We start from the raw sequence: 14,640 nt of genomic DNA, 5'->3' as shown, positions 1-14,640 counted from the left end.
GTGCCATCTTTTTTTGAGCGGGTCGGAGCTTTACCCTTGTTGCGCGTGTCCGCTGTACGTTTCAGTCATTTCCTTCCTTCATTACTGCTGTTACTGGCCGGGCTCTCGGCTGCGTACGTCAAAGATCTCAACGTCTTCTTCACCTCGCTGTTCAACGTGTTGCCTACCCTTGTGCTGTTGCTCGGCGGTTCGTACTGCGCGGTGTATCGGCGCCAGCGTGAGCTGTTCCTGATGATCACGGTGTATGTCGTTTACTTCCTGTTGGACGCCCAGACCGATTACTACCGCGACAACGGCCGTGTCCGTGAAGACGCGGCGGTGGTCTTTCATCTGTGTTGCCTGTTGCTGCCGCTGCTGTTCAGCATCTACGCGGTGTGGCAGGAGAAAACCCACCTGTTCCGCGACTTCGTTGCCCGCTGCGCTGTGCTGCTTGCCATCGGCAGCGTGGCACTGGCGCTTGAGCAAAGTTTCCCCCAGCCCCTGCTGAACTGGCTGGCGGAGATTCGTTGGCCGGCGTTGCACGGCAGTTGGATGAGCCTGATCCAATTGTCGTACCCCATGTTCCTGATTGGTTTTGTCACCCTGGCGGCGCAGTACTGGTACCAGCCGCGGCCTCTGCACGCCGCGCAGTTGGTCGGTTTGCTGGGGTTGTTCTGGATGTTGCCGCAAACCTTCATCCTGCCGTTTACCCTGAACATCATGTGCAGCCAGGTGATGCTGATGATCGCGGCCGGCGTGGCGCATGAGGCCTATCAAATGGCCTTTCGTGATGAGCTCACCGGCTTGCCGGGCCGCCGGGCGCTCAACGAGCGTATGCAGCGCCTGGGGCGCAATTATGTGTTGGCGATGAGTGACGTCGATCACTTCAAACGGTTCAACGATACTCACGGTCATGACGTCGGCGACCAGGTATTGCGCCTGGTGGCCAGCAAGCTGTCCAAGGTCAATGGTGGCGGGCGGGCCTATCGGTATGGCGGTGAAGAGTTTGCCGTGGTTTTTGCAGGCAAGACGCTGGATGAATGCATGCCGCACCTGGAGGAGATCCGCGAGATCATCGCCAACTACGACATCAAGCTGCGCAACCCGGACCGTCCCCATGACGACCTGCAGGGCCGCCAGCGCCGTGCAGGCAGCGGCGCGTCGAGTGTGTCGGTGACGGTCAGCATCGGTGTGGCCGAACGCCAGGCTGAACAGCGCAGCCCTGAGGAAGTGCTCAAATCCGCCGACCAGGCGCTGTACGCCGCCAAGGGCGCCGGGCGCAACTGTGTGGTCGCGGCCGGGCAAACCCGTCGAGGCGCGGTGCGCATGGAAAACGCTGCCGGTTGAGTGATGGTGGTGTATTCAGCGGTTCTACAGTGATTGTTTGCGGTCGTGGCCGGCAGTAGGTTGAAACCATCTGCTGCCGGAGACATCGCCATGCCTGAGTACAAAGCTCCCCTGCGCGACATGCGCTTTCTGATCGACAACGTGTTTGATTTCCACGGCCATTACGCTGCCTTGGGCGCCACCGACGCCAGCCCGGACATGGTCAGTGCGATCCTCGAGGAAGGCGCCAAGTTCTGCGAGAACGTGCTCGCCCCGCTCAATCGCAGTGGTGATGAAGAGGGATGCCATTTCGATAATGGCGTGGTCACCACGCCCAAGGGCTTCAAGCAAGCCTTCGCCCAGTACGTGGAAGGCGGCTGGCACGGCGTGGCGGCGGACCCGGCCTACGGCGGCCAGGGCTTGCCGCATTCGTTGGGCCTGGTGCTGAGCGAAATGATCGGCTCCAGCAACACCTCCTGGGGCATGTACCCGGGGCTCACGCACGGTGCGATGTCGGCGATCCACGCCCACGGCACCGAGGAACAGAAAGCCACCTTCCTGAACAAACTCACCGCCGGCGAATGGACCGGCACCATGTGCCTGACCGAAGCCCACTGCGGCACTGACCTGGGGCTGATCAAGACCCGCGCCGTGCCCCAGGCGGATGGCAGTTACGCCGTCACCGGCAGCAAGATCTTCATCTCGGCCGGCGAGCATGACCTGAGCGCCAATATCATCCACCTGGTACTGGCCAAGTTGCCGGATGCGCCGGCAGGCACCAAGGGCATCTCCCTGTTTATCGTGCCCAAGTTCCACGCGGATTCGGGGGAGCGCAACGCGGTGCACTGCGGCTCAATCGAGCACAAGATGGGCATCAAGGCCTCGGCGACGTGTGTGCTGAACTTCGACGGTGCCAAAGGCTTCCTGATCGGCGAGGCGAACAAAGGCCTCAACTGCATGTTCACCATGATGAACCACGCACGCCTGGGCACTGGCATGCAGGGCCTGTGTAATGGCGAGACAAGCTTCCAGGGCGCGATCAAGTACGCCAACGATCGCCTGCAAATGCGTTCACTGACCGGCGCAAAAGCCCCGGACAAAGCCGCCGACCCGATCATCGTGCACGCTGATGTGCGCCGCATGTTGCTGACCATGAAAGCCTTCAATGAGGGCAACCGCGCGCTGACGTATTTCACCGCGCAACTACTCGACACCGCGCACCTGAGCAGTGACGCCACGCAACGTCAGGAAGCTGAAGACCTGCTGGCGTTCCTCACGCCGATCTGCAAAGCATTTATGACCGAAACCGGGCTGGAAGTGACCAACCACGGCATGCAGGTATTCGGCGGCCATGGCTACATTCGCGAATGGGGCATGGAGCAGTTGGTGCGTGATTGCCGGATTGCGTCGATCTATGAAGGCACCAACGGCATCCAGGCCCTCGACCTGCTGGGGCGCAAGGTGCTGGGTAGCCAGGGCAAGTTGCTGCGCGGGTTTACCAAGATCGTGCATAAGTTCTGTGCGGCGAATGCCGAGCATCCGCAGCTCAAGGCCCAGGTGGAGCAGCTCAATCAACTGAATCAGCAGTGGGGTGAGTTGACCGTCAAGGTGGGGATGGCGGCGATGAAAAACCCGGATGAAGTGGGCGCGGCGGCGGTGGATTACTTGATGTACAGCGGTTACATCATCCTCGGTTACCTGTGGTTGCGTATGGCGATCACCGCCCAGGCACTCGACGACACCGAGTTTGCCAAAGCCAAGCTGGCGACGTGCGACTTCTACTTCAAGCGCTTGCTGCCGCGCACGACGACGCACCGAGCTGCTGTGGAGGCGGGCAGTGAGTGCTTGATGAGTCTGCCGGCGGAGGCGTTTGGCTTGTCGTGACTAAAAAATACCAATCAGTCACAAGTGGACCCTATGTGTCTGAAAAGTTGTTCGGGTACACTCGGAGTCTGTAAAACCGATCCTATCGAATCACTTTTCATGTTCTCACGAGGTTTGCCATGGCTGATTACAAAGCGCCGCTGCGTGATATGCGCTTCATCCTCAACGAAGTGTTTGAGGTCGCTAATACTTGGGCCCAATTGCCGGCATTGGCAGACACCGTGGATGCCGAAACCGTTGAGGCGATCCTTGAGGAAGCTGGCAAGGTCACCGCTAAATCCATCGCACCGCTAAGCCGCAACGGCGATGAGCAAGGCTGCCGCTGGGCCGACACCGTGGTCAGCACCCCGGAGGGTTTCCCTGCGGCTTACAAAACCTACGCCGAAGGCGGCTGGGTGGGTGTAGGCGGTGATCCGGTGTTTGGCGGTATGGGCATGCCCAAAGCCGTCTCGGCCCAGGTTGAAGAGATGATCAACTCGTCGAGCCTGGCGTTTGGCCTGTACCCAATGCTCACTTCCGGCGCCTGCGTGTCGATCAACACTCACGCCAGCGAAGCGCTCAAGGCGACCTACCTGCCGAAGATGTACTCGGGTGAGTGGGCCGGTTCCATGTGCCTGACGGAAGCGCATGCCGGGACTGACCTGGGGATGATCCGCACCAAAGCTGAGCCTCAGACGGACGGTTCCTACAAGATCAGCGGCACCAAGATCTTTATCACCGGCGGCGAACACGACCTTACCGAAAACATTATCCACCTGGTGCTGGCCAAGCTGCCGGATGCGCCGGCGGGCCCCAAGGGCATCTCGCTGTTCCTGGTGCCGAAGTTCATGGTCAATGCCGACGGCAGCCTGGGCGCGCGTAACCCGGTAACCTGCGGCTCCATCGAACACAAAATGGGTATTCAGGCGTCCGCCACCTGTGTGATGAACTTCGACGAAGCGGTAGGTTACCTGGTGGGTGAGCCCAACCGTGGGTTGGCGGCGATGTTCACCATGATGAACTACGAGCGGTTGGGGGTGGGTATCCAGGGCTTGGCGTCCGGCGAACGTTCCTACCAGAACGCGATTGAATATGCGCGCGACCGCCTGCAAAGCCGTTCGCCGACCGGCGCCAAGGCCAAGGATAAAGTGGCTGATCCGATCATCGTGCACCCGGACGTGCGCCGTATGCTGCTGACCATGAAGGCTTCGAACGAAGGCGGTCGTGCGTTCTCCACCTATGTGGCCACACAGTTGGACATCGCCAAGTTCAGCGAAGATGCCGCCGCCCGCGAGCGCGCCGACAACCTGGTGGCGTTGCTGACGCCAGTCGCCAAGGCCTTCCTCAGCGACCTGGGCCTGGAAACGACGGTGCTCGGCCAGCAAGTGTTTGGCGGCCACGGCTACATTCGCGAGTGGGGCCAGGAGCAACTGGTGCGGGACGTGCGCATCACCCAGATCTACGAAGGCACCAACGGCATTCAGGCGCTGGACTTGATGGGCCGCAAGATTGTCGGCAGTGGCGGTGCGTTTTATACCCTGTTCGCCGACGAAATCCGTCAGTTCATCGCCACGGCTGGCCCCGAGCTGGGCGAATTCACCCGTCCGCTCAGCGCGGCAGTGGATAACCTGGATGAATTGACGGCCTGGGTGCTGGACCGCGCCAAGGCCAACCCGAATGAAATCGGCGCGGCTTCGGTGGAGTACTTGCACGCCTTTGGCTACATGGCTTACGCCTACATGTGGGCGCGCATGGCCAAGGCGGCGTGGGGCAAGGAGTCTGAAGAAGACTTCTACGCCAGCAAGCTGGGCACCGCACGCTTCTACTTTGCCCGCCTGCTGCCACGTATTCATTCGCTGAGTGCGTCGGTAAAAGCCGGCAGTGAATCACTGTTTTTGCTGGATGAAGCACTGTTTTAAGGGCTTGGAGGGCGTGTAAGCATTCTCTTACATGACGTGCTGCTATTCGTCCTCTATCGCCAAATTGGATCCACGGATAATCTACTTCACATGGACGTCGCGCAGGAAGCGCAAAGCAACAACACGGACACGTAGGATTCTGCCAGGACGGCGGAGTGAAATGGATGTCAGGGAAACAGTCTGCAAAGCCCCGCTTCGGCGGGGTTTTCTTTTGCCCGCGAAAAAGTCAGGCCGGCGCCTGAGGGGCATTCATCACGTCCTCCAGCAGCGTGCGCAACAACGCCACGGTCGCTTGCTGGCGCTGTACGTCGCGGCACACCAACCCCACTTTGAGCGGCACCCTCGGTTCACTCAAGGGTTTCCACAGCAGTGCTTTGCTGTTGTGTTCATCCTGGGAGCGCCCCGGCAATACGGTGGCAAGTTTGGTATGGGGCAGGCTGTCGAGAATCCCCACCATGGTATTCAATTCCGCTTGCACCTGCGGTCGCCGCCCGAGGTTGGACAGCTGGCCTTGCCAGATCTGCCGCACCTGAAACTCTTCCCCCAGCAGCAACATCGGCAACTCGGCCGCCTGTTTCAGCGAGACTTTTTTGAAAGCCCGCAGAGGATGGTCTTCGGGGATGACCACTTTCAACTCATCTTCATACAACAGCACGCCATGCAGCCCTGGCTGGCGCGGCGGCAAGTAGCTGATGCCGATGTCCAGCGAGCCGTTAAGCAACCGGCGTTCGATCTCCAGCCCGGTCAATTCGTAAATCTGCACCACCAAATGCGGCTGGGCCTTGCGCACGCGCTCCAGCATTTGCGGGACCAGGCTGGTGTGCACGGTTTGCAGTACGCCAATGGCCAAGGTGCGCATCGCCTGGCCCTTGAAGTTGCGCAGGGCTTCGACGGCCTGCTGCATGCCATCAATCAAAGGCAACGCGTGGTTGTACAACGTATGCGCAGCCAGCGTGGGTAACAGGCGCTTGCTGCTGCGCTCGAACAGGCTCACATCCAGGTTCTGCTCCAGTTGGCGAATCTGTTGCGACAGCGCCGGCTGAGAGATCGAAAGTCGCTCCGCGGCACGGCCCACGTGGCCTTCCTCATACACCGCGACGAAATAACGCAGTTGCTTGAAATCCATAAGACTTACTTATCGAAAAAGCTGGAAAATCGAAATAGCCGCTGGCCCCTGAGACGCCTAGTCTAGCGCCTATTCGCAGGGCTTACAGGGCCGAATCGGGCAATGAATAACGTTTATCTTGATAGCGTTTACATAGGCAAGGCAAAAAACCTTCAGGCAGTGTTTGCACGGGACGCCGACCAAGGTCGGGTTGCCATGGGGGGTGAGCTGTGAATCTATTTCGTCGCCCTGCGCCGAGCCTGGACGATTTGATCCTGGACGCGCCGCATGAATTGCCCAGTGAATCCCTGATGCCGACGGTGGCCAGGCCTGCGCAGGTCTTCGTGCGCGGCCAGGGCTCCTGGCTCTGGGACAGCGAAGACCGAGCCTATCTGGATTTCAGCCAGGGCAGCGCCGCCAACAGCCTCGGCCACAGCCCACAGGTATTGATCAACGCCCTGGCCGATCAGTCTCAAGCGCTGATCAACCCAGGTAGCGGCCTGCACAACCGCGCCCAATTGAACCTCGTCGACCGGCTGTGCCAGCACACCGGCAGCGATCAGGGTTACCTGCTCAACAGTGGTGCGGAAGCCTGCGAAGCCGCGATCAAGCTGGCGCGCAAATGGGGGCAACTGCATCGCGGCGGCGCTTATCGCATCATCAGCGCCAGCACGGGTTGCCATGGCCGCAGTTTTGCGGCGATGGCGGCCTCGGCCGGCGCTGGCGCTAGCCGTTTTGAACCGCTGTTGCCGGGCTTCAGCCATGTGCCCTTTAACGACTTGCCCGCCCTGCATGCGGCGGTGGATGCGCAGACTGTCGCCATCATGCTGGAGCCGATCCAGAGCGAAGCCGGTGTAATCCCTGCCACCGAACACTACCTCAAGGGTGTTGAACGCCTGTGCCGCGAGTTGGGCATCCTGCTGATCCTCGACGAGGTGCAAACCGGTATTGGGCGTTGCGGCACCTTGCTTGCGGAAAAACAGTACGGCGTGCGCGCCGACATCGTGACCCTCGGCAAAGGCCTGGGCGGCGGCGTGCCGTTGGCAGCACTGCTGGCACGTGGCAAGGCGTGTTGCTTCGAAGCGGGCGAGTTGGCAGGCACCCATCACGGCAATGCGTTGATGGCCGCGGCCGGGGTGGCGGTACTCGATACGGTATTGGCGAACGACTTTCTCCAACACGTCCGTGAATCCGGCCTTTGCCTCGGCGAAGGCCTCGCCCGGTTGGCCTATCGATACGACCATGGCCAATTACGCGGCCATGGCCTGATGTGGGGCCTGACGTTATCGGATGATTGCGCTGATGCCGTTGTAAAAGCCGCTTTGCACGAAGGCCTGATCCTTAACGCCCCGCAACCTGACTGCCTGCGCTTTACTCCGGCCCTCACGGTCAGCAAAAGCAACATTGACGAAATGCTCGTACGCCTGGCCCGCGCCTTCGCGCGCGTGCGCACCGCACAACTGCAATGCCGCAAGGGCATCGCCGTTTAACCCCATTTTCCCGAACCGTCTTGCGGCATACGCGGCGCCTCCAGCCTGATTCTTTTGGCTGGGGGCGTTTTTTTGCCTGCTTACTTCAGGATGGCCCAGTGCCAGATTCCACTGAACCCTCACGAACGGCCAAGGTCGATTAGCTACACGGCTCACACGAGCCGACTTTTTGGAGCTGACCCATGGACATTATTCGTATCATCATCGCCATTCTGCTGCCGCCACTGGGTGTGTTCCTGCAAGTGGGTTTCGCCGGCGCGTTCTGGCTGAACATCCTGCTGACCCTGTGCGGTTATTTCCCGGGCATCATTCACGCCGTGTACATCATCGCCAAACGCTAAAGCCGTCAGCCTTTTGCGATGAGCCGTGAGTTGCGCTCATTGCGAAAGGCCAGTTGCTCAATGGTCTGGGTGGCATGTTCAGCCTCTTCCCGCGCTTGCAGGATGATGCCGTGCTGCTCGGACTTGCTGCACACCGGGTCGGCATTGCTCGCGTCGCCCGTGAGCATGAACGCCTGGCAACGGCAGCCGCCAAAGTCCTTTTCTTTTTCATCGCATGAACGGCAAGGCTCGGGCATCCAGTCGTAGCCGCGAAAGCGGTTGAAGCCAAACGAGTCGTACCAGATGTGCTGCATGCTGTGGTCACGCACATTGGGAAATTGCACCGGCATCTGTCGGGCACCGTGGCAGGGCAGGGCAGTGCCGTCCGGCGTTACCGTCAGAAAAATGCTGCCCCAGCCATTCATGCAGGCTTTCGGGCGTTCCTCGTAATAATCCGGTGTGACGAAAATCAGCTTGCATGGATGGCCTTCGGCTTCCAGCTTGGCGCGGTACTCGTTGGTGATACGTTCGGCGCGCACCAGCTGCTCTTTAGTCGGCAGCAACCCCACACGATTGAGCTGCGCCCAGCCATAGAACTGGCAGGTGGCGAGCTCGACGAAGTCTGCTTCCAGTGCGATGCACAGCTCGATGATGCGGTCGATTTTATCGATATTGTGCCGATGGGTGACGAAGTTCAGCACCATCGGATAGCCATGGGCTTTCACTGCGCGGGCCATTTCGAGCTTTTGCGCGAAGGCTTTTTTCGAGCCTGCCAGCAAGTTGTTCACCTGTTCATCGCTGGCCTGGAAGCTGATCTGGATATGGTCCAGGCCGGCTTTCTTGAAGTCACTGATCTTCTGCTCAGTGAGGCCAATGCCGGAGGTAATCAGGTTGGTGTAGAAGCCCAGCTTACGCGCTTCGGCGATCAGCTCGGCAAGGTCCTGGCGCACCAGCGGTTCACCGCCGGAGAAGCCCAATTGCGCAGCGCCCATCTCCCGGGCTTCGCGAAATACCTTGATCCATTGCTCAGTGCCCAGCTCCTTGCCTTGCTCGGCAAAATCCAGTGGATTGGAGCAATACGGGCACTGCAGCGGGCAGCGGTAGGTCAGCTCTGCGAGCAGCCACAGCGGCAGGCCAATCGGTGGCTTTTCAGGCAAGGGTGATCCAGTGCTCAGCACAGGCGACCTCCATGAAATCCTCGATGTCTTTACCAAGCTCAGGCACGCCAGGGAATTGTTTATCCAGCTCGGCGATGATCGCCGCTACGTCGCGCTCGCCGTCGATCAAACCACCGATCAACGCGGCGCTGTCGTTGAGCTTGATCATGCCTTCGGGGTAGAGCAACACGTGGCCTTTTTGCGCTGGCTCGTACTGGTAGCGATAGCCCTGGCGCCAGGTCGGTGTTTTGCTGCGATCAAAGCTCATAGGGTGATCCCTTTATGCCAGACCCGCTGCTCGGTCACGCTGTGATAGGGCGGGCGGTTCAGTTCATAGGCCATGCTCATGGCATCCAGCATGCTCCACAGAATGTCCAATTTGAACTGGAGAATTTCCAGCATGCGCTCCTGGCCTTCGCGGGTGGTGTAGTGCTGCAGCGTGATCGCCAAACCGTGCTCCACGTCGCGCCGGGCCTGGCCCAGACGGGTGCGGAAATACTCATAACCGGCAGGGTCGATCCACGGGTAGTGCTGCGGCCAGCTGTCGAGGCGCGACTGGTGGATCTGCGGCGCGAACAGTTCGGTCAGTGAGCTGCTGGCGGCTTCTTGCCAGCTGGCGCGGCGGGCGAAGTTAACGTAAGCGTCCACGGCAAACCGCACGCCGGGCAGCACCAGCTCCTGGGAACGCAGCTGGTCCGGGTCGAGGCCGACCGCCTGACCCAAGCGCAGCCAGGCTTCGATACCGCCATCTTCACCGGGGGCGCCGTCGTGGTCGAGCAGGCGCTGGATCCACTCGCGGCGGATTTCGCGGTCCGGGCAGTTGGCCAGGATGGCGGCATCCTTCAAGGGGATGTTCACCTGATAGTAAAAACGGTTGGCGACCCAGCCCTGGATCTGCTCGCGGGTGGCGCGGCCTTCATACATCGCCACGTGGTACGGGTGATGGATATGGTAGAAGGCGCCCTTGGCCCGTAAGGCGTGCTCGAACTCGGCGGGCGTCAGTGGTGTGTCAGTCATTTCGGTTGCTCCTACAATTCGAGGCTCATGCCGTCGTAAGCCACTTCAACGTTACGTCGCACCAGCTCGGCCCTTTCGGGGGAGTCTTCATCGAGGATCGGGTTGGTGTTGTTGATGTGAATCAGCACTTTGCGTTGCTTGGGCAACTGCTCCAGCACTTCCAGCATGCCGCCGGGGCCGTTTTGCGCCAGGTGGCCCATCTCGCGACCGGTGCGGGTGCCAACGCCACGGCGCTGCATTTCATCGTCATCCCACATCGTGCCGTCCACCAGCAGGCAATCGCTGCCGGCCATGATCTCCAGCAATTGCGCGTCGACCTTGCCCAGGCCCGGGGCGTAGAACAGTTTGCCGCCGGTGCGCAGGTCTTCAACGATCAGGCCGATGTTATCGCCGGGGTGCGGGTCGAAGCGGTGCGGCGAGTAGGGCGGTGCGGCGCTGCGCAGTGGCAACGGGGTGAAACGCAGGTTAGGGCACGCCGGGATGGTGAAGCTGGCGTCCAGTTCGATGCGGTTCCAGGCCAGGCCGCCGTTCCAGTGCGTGAGCATGGTGAACAGCGGGAAGCCGGTACTCAGGTCTTCATGGACCATGTCGGTGCACCACACCTGGTGCGGGCAGCCTTCGCGCAGGCTCAACAGGCCGGTGGTGTGGTCGATCTGGCTGTCCATCAAGATGATCGCGCTGATGCCGGTATCGCGCAGGGCGCGGCCGGGCTGAATCGGTGCAAAGCCTTGCAGTTGCGCGCGGATATCCGGCGACGCATTGCACAGCACCCAGTTAACGCCATCGTCAGAGATCGCGATGGACGACTGAGTACGCGCCTGGGCCCGCAGGCTGCCATCGCGAAAGCCTGCGCAGTTCACGCAGTTGCAGTTCCACTGCGGGAAGCCACCGCCGGCGGCGGAACCTAGAATCTGGACAAACATGGTCGCTCCATCAAGCAAAACTCAAAACAAAAACGCCCCGGGCGAGCCGAGGCGTTGTCTTACCCAGCCAATCAGCGGCTGGCGAAGTACATGGTGACTTCAAAACCGATACGCAGATCAGTGTAAGCAGGTTTGGACCAAGTCATATTCATACTCCTACCAAGGGATGGGACGTTCACTACTGAGTAATACATATAGTCCACCTCCAATCGGAGATGTTCAGATATTGCCTATTAATGTTACGCAATTCTTTTCAAGTTAGCGCTGTCTTGGCGGAAAAAGCCTGTTGCAGGGTTGGCAATGATCAGCCTGCCGGTTGCCAGGCGCCCGTGACACGCGGCCCGTTGGCCACACAGCGCCAGCCTCCTGTAGCGTCGTTGAGTTGCTGGGCGGCGTGCTGCAAATCCTCGCGCGTCAGGGTTTGGATCAGGTGTTGAAGTTGCCCCAGATAATCCGACGTGTGGCCCGCCAGGTGGGCATGCCAAAGCAGCTCGGCGGCTTGGGCGACAGGCAGCTCATCGGCAGTGAATTGCTGCGCCAAGCGTTGGTTGTCAAAGTCGCCGCGGCTGTCGACCAATGCCGACACCTGTTCCAGGAAGGTTTGCAGGTGATCAACGATCCCGCTCAGGGAAACGCCGGGGGATTGCACGCCAAACAGCAGCCCGGTTTGCCCGTTGACCTGTCGGATACCGCTGAAGACCGCGTAGCCGATTTGCAGTTCGACGCGCAGGCGCTGGTAAAACGGACCCTGCAGCAGATGCCCAAGCAGTCGCCATGCCGCTTCGTCAGCCAGGGCACGCGTCGGCGTTGGGCAAAATAGCAACAACGCGGCCTCGCTGGCGTCGGTGTTTACCTCGTGCCATCGCTTCTGGCCGTCGAGGGTGGGTGACGTGTACTCAAGGCTTGCCGGCTGCCCGGGCAACCGCGCTGCCGCGATTTTGATCGCAGCTTCACACGCGGCGGGTAAACCGAAACCCAGCCCTTGCCACCGGGCGTTCGTCCATGGGGCGGGCGTCTCGCATGCTCGCGAATGATCACCGGTGCAGCAAGCAGGCAACGCCTTGAGCAATGCGCGAATAGCGATCAGCGGCGCTGGGGCGGGTGGCGGCAGGTGTTCATCCGCTGAGCCAAGGCGACGCGCCAATTCTTCAACCACTGCCGGCATGGGCTCGTGAAGGCCGACCATTTTCACCTGCCAGTCATTGCCAGTGGTTTCGAAAGACAACTCGATTCCGGCCTGATGGGCATGCTCACGCAACGGCTGCAATGTGCTTTCCAGCCCGACGGGTACGGCGCAATCAAACCGCCACTGCAGGTAGAGCGCGCCTTCATCGGTGTCATCTGCCAAGGCCTGGCTGAATGCCAGCGCCGACACTTCTCGGCGGCCTCGGGAGCGGTCCTGGGCAAAGGTGCGCAAACCACGGTGGGCGCTGGTCTGGCCGCGAATCAGCCCGGCGCGTTCTTCTTTGACAGGCGGGCGCAGGAACGGGTTGTGGGGTGGCAATTGCCAGGTGTGTTCAGAGGGCGGCAGGTGCAGAGCATCAAGCATCGCCTTCAGGGCTACGCAGTCGTTATCCGACAGGTCTGCGCTGTCGTGCCGAGCCAATGCCAGGGCGCCCTGGACCTGTTGTTGGCGAGCCGCACGCAGGGCGAATTCTTCGCGTAACGAAGACCAGTCGCTGTGTATGAAAAAGCTCAGCCAGTCGTGCAGCAGCGCTTCGATTCGGGTAGTCGAACTGTCTTGATTGCCGAGGGTAAAGTCGATATCCAGCACTGCCTGGCCGGCGAAGTGATAGAGCACGGAAGCCTGCACAGCGCTGGCCAGTTTTTGTGCTTTCAGTTCCGCCAGCAGCCCACCCGGTGCCGAGGCGTTGAGCCACGTGCAGAGAAAATCCAGTGCTTCACGGGGGGCGTCACAGGTAATGACGTGGTGCAGGTGGTGGTTGGCGGTGTGTTGAAAACGCCGTGCCTGGCCTCGCATCAGCGCTGGCGGCGGTGCCTGTGGGCGCGCAGGCCCTGAAACCAATGTTTCGCTGAACTGTTGAGCCAACGCGTGCAGTTCCTCCAGCGGTTGCGGGCCAGCGAGGCTCAAGGTCATCTGCCCGGTCCGATAGAACCCGGAGTGGAATTCCCGCAGTGCCTGTTGAAATGCCTCACGCTCCACCGGCAGGCTATCGCGATTGCCCACATGAAAGCCGCGCAGAGGATGATCGGCTGCCAAACCTTCCAGCAGCGCGACTTGCTGTTGCGCTTGGGCGTCCTGAGACCAGGCAACAAACTCCGCTTGCAGCACTTCGCGTTCACGCAGTTGGTCTTCAAGCGCCAGGCGCGGATTGGCCAGCATCTCGGCCAGCCGCTCCAAGCCATCCGCAAAGGGCGCCACCGGCAACTCAAAGAAGAAGTCCGTGGTGCGCTCGCGGGTGCTGGCGTTGACCTGCCCGCCATGACGCTGCACGTAGGCCATCAACCCTTCGTTTGTCGGAAACCGTTGGGTGCCGAGAAACAACAAATGCTCAAGAAAATGCGCCAGCCCCGGCCAGGCCAATGGCACGTCATGGCTGCCAGCGGCCACGCGTAACAACGCGGCGCAACGCTTCAAACGCGGCGCATGGTGCAGGGAAACGTGCAGGCCGTTGGCCAGGGTCAGGTGCAGGTGATGAGGGTGGGCCGGCGCAGGCATGGGCACTTCCGAAACGTAGGATGTGCCCATGTTAACAAACCGCTAACAAACCGGCTGGGTCAGGGCTTGTGCAGTGCGCCGTATAGCTCGGGGCGTCGATCCTGAAGGTAGTGATTGGCAGTGCGTGCGTCCGTGATGGCTTGGCGATCCAACTGCCCGACGATCAAGGCTTCATCCAGGCCGGCCTGGGCGATTCGCTGACCATTCGGCGCGGCAATGCTGCTTTGTCCGCAGTATTGAATCTCGTCCTCGTGCCCGCAATAGTTGGCATACGCCACATAACACTGGTTTTCAAAGGCCCGTGCCCGCACGGTTACGTCGGCGACGAAGTCGAACGGCACCATGTTGGCGGTGGGCACCAGGATCAGTTCGGCCCCGGCGAGGGCCAGGCGACGGGTGTTTTCCGGGAATTCCAGGTCATAGCAGATCAGAATACCGAGCGTCCAACCGTTCAATTCCACCAGCGGGAAATCATCCTCCCCGGCGCTGAACATCGAGTGATCCAGGTCGCCAAACAGGTGGGTCTTGCGATAGTTGCACAGGCGCTGGCCGTGGGCGTCGATCAACTGCACGGCGTTGTAGATCTGCCCGTCCTCGGCTCGCTCCGGGTAGCCATAGAGGATCGCCAGCCCGGCGCTTTTCGCCAGGTCGGCAATCGTCTGTGCTGACGGCCCGTCCTGGGCTTCGGCCAGCGCGCCAACCGCTTCGGCACCGATGTTGTAGCCGCTGAGGAACATCTCCGGCAGCACCAGCACATCGGCACCCGACGCTTCATGCGCGAGTTGGTGCAGGCGCTTGAGGTTACCGGCGACATCCAACGGCAGCGGTGGGCATTGGTACAGGGCGACGCGCATGTTCAAC

The 14,640-nt window shown here is 60.7% G+C and carries 13 protein-coding genes; 5 read left to right on the top strand and 8 right to left on the bottom strand.

Features of this window, described 5'->3' with window-relative positions:
* The first annotated feature begins 36 nt into the window (after positions 1-36).
* The 3 genes from ACLBW8_RS07280 (at position 37) to ACLBW8_RS07270 (ending at position 5,087) form a co-directional block, all read left to right on the top strand.
* The gene (locus ACLBW8_RS07280) at positions 37-1,326 is read left to right on the top strand and encodes a GGDEF domain-containing protein (protein WP_064454415.1); all 1,290 of its coding nucleotides are present in this window, start codon (positions 37-39) and stop codon (positions 1,324-1,326) included.
* A gap of 90 nt (positions 1,327-1,416) precedes the next feature.
* Positions 1,417-3,189, top strand: a complete 1,773-nt coding sequence (locus ACLBW8_RS07275; protein ID WP_447805049.1) for an acyl-CoA dehydrogenase C-terminal domain-containing protein — start codon at positions 1,417-1,419, stop codon at positions 3,187-3,189.
* Between the two features lie 119 nt (positions 3,190-3,308).
* Positions 3,309-5,087 carry an acyl-CoA dehydrogenase C-terminal domain-containing protein gene (locus ACLBW8_RS07270; RefSeq protein WP_447805048.1) on the top strand — a complete coding sequence of 593 codons (1,779 nt, stop codon included), beginning with the start codon at positions 3,309-3,311 and terminating at the stop codon, positions 5,085-5,087.
* A 226-nt stretch (positions 5,088-5,313) separates the two neighbouring features.
* Here ACLBW8_RS07270 and ACLBW8_RS07265 read toward each other — a convergent pair whose 3' ends face one another.
* The gene (locus ACLBW8_RS07265) at positions 5,314-6,213 is read right to left on the bottom strand and encodes a LysR family transcriptional regulator (protein WP_221295774.1); all 900 of its coding nucleotides are present in this window, start codon (positions 6,211-6,213) and stop codon (positions 5,314-5,316) included.
* 209 nt (positions 6,214-6,422) lie between these two features.
* On the opposite strand from ACLBW8_RS07265, the gene ACLBW8_RS07260 reads away from it, so the two are divergent.
* Both ACLBW8_RS07260 and ACLBW8_RS07255 read left to right on the top strand, forming a co-directional pair.
* Positions 6,423-7,682, top strand: coding sequence for an aspartate aminotransferase family protein (locus tag ACLBW8_RS07260; RefSeq protein ID WP_447805047.1), 1,260 nt, complete (start codon positions 6,423-6,425; stop codon positions 7,680-7,682).
* A 182-nt stretch (positions 7,683-7,864) separates the two neighbouring features.
* Positions 7,865-8,023, top strand: a complete 159-nt coding sequence (locus tag ACLBW8_RS07255; protein ID WP_010207008.1) for a YqaE/Pmp3 family membrane protein — start codon at positions 7,865-7,867, stop codon at positions 8,021-8,023.
* Positions 8,024-8,028: 5 nt separating this feature from the next.
* On the opposite strand, the gene pqqE is transcribed toward ACLBW8_RS07255, so the two are convergent.
* From pqqE to ACLBW8_RS07220, 7 genes are all read right to left on the bottom strand, one after another.
* Complete coding sequence (pqqE, locus tag ACLBW8_RS07250) at positions 8,029-9,159, bottom strand: pyrroloquinoline quinone biosynthesis protein PqqE (RefSeq protein ID WP_447805046.1); 1,131 nt, start codon at positions 9,157-9,159, stop codon at positions 8,029-8,031.
* Complete coding sequence (gene pqqD / locus ACLBW8_RS07245; RefSeq protein ID WP_447805045.1) at positions 9,152-9,427, bottom strand: pyrroloquinoline quinone biosynthesis peptide chaperone PqqD; 276 nt, start codon at positions 9,425-9,427, stop codon at positions 9,152-9,154. The genes pqqE and pqqD overlap by 8 nt, the downstream gene beginning before the upstream one ends.
* On the bottom strand, positions 9,424-10,176 hold the full coding sequence (gene pqqC / locus ACLBW8_RS07240) for a pyrroloquinoline-quinone synthase PqqC (RefSeq protein WP_053258334.1): 753 nt from the start codon (positions 10,174-10,176) through the stop codon (positions 9,424-9,426). The genes pqqD and pqqC overlap by 4 nt, the downstream gene beginning before the upstream one ends.
* Before the next feature lie 11 nt (positions 10,177-10,187).
* Positions 10,188-11,099: a pyrroloquinoline quinone biosynthesis protein PqqB gene (pqqB, locus tag ACLBW8_RS07235; RefSeq protein WP_447805044.1), complete on the bottom strand. Its 912-nt coding sequence runs from the start codon at positions 11,097-11,099 to the stop codon at positions 10,188-10,190.
* A gap of 71 nt (positions 11,100-11,170) precedes the next feature.
* Complete coding sequence (gene pqqA, locus ACLBW8_RS07230; RefSeq protein WP_003194766.1) at positions 11,171-11,245, bottom strand: pyrroloquinoline quinone precursor peptide PqqA; 75 nt, start codon at positions 11,243-11,245, stop codon at positions 11,171-11,173.
* 158 nt (positions 11,246-11,403) lie between these two features.
* Positions 11,404-13,779 carry a pyrroloquinoline quinone biosynthesis protein PqqF gene (gene pqqF, locus ACLBW8_RS07225; RefSeq protein ID WP_447805315.1) on the bottom strand — a complete coding sequence of 792 codons (2,376 nt, stop codon included), beginning with the start codon at positions 13,777-13,779 and terminating at the stop codon, positions 11,404-11,406.
* A 59-nt stretch (positions 13,780-13,838) separates the two neighbouring features.
* Positions 13,839-14,633: a carbon-nitrogen hydrolase family protein gene (locus tag ACLBW8_RS07220; protein WP_447805043.1), complete on the bottom strand. Its 795-nt coding sequence runs from the start codon at positions 14,631-14,633 to the stop codon at positions 13,839-13,841.
* Positions 14,634-14,640: the final 7 nt, after the last annotated feature.

The sequence above is a fragment of the Pseudomonas sp. M5A4_2d genome, assembly GCF_053345295.1.
Note: the sequence above shows the minus strand (reverse complement) of the source record. Positions and strands in the feature narration are given on the sequence as shown.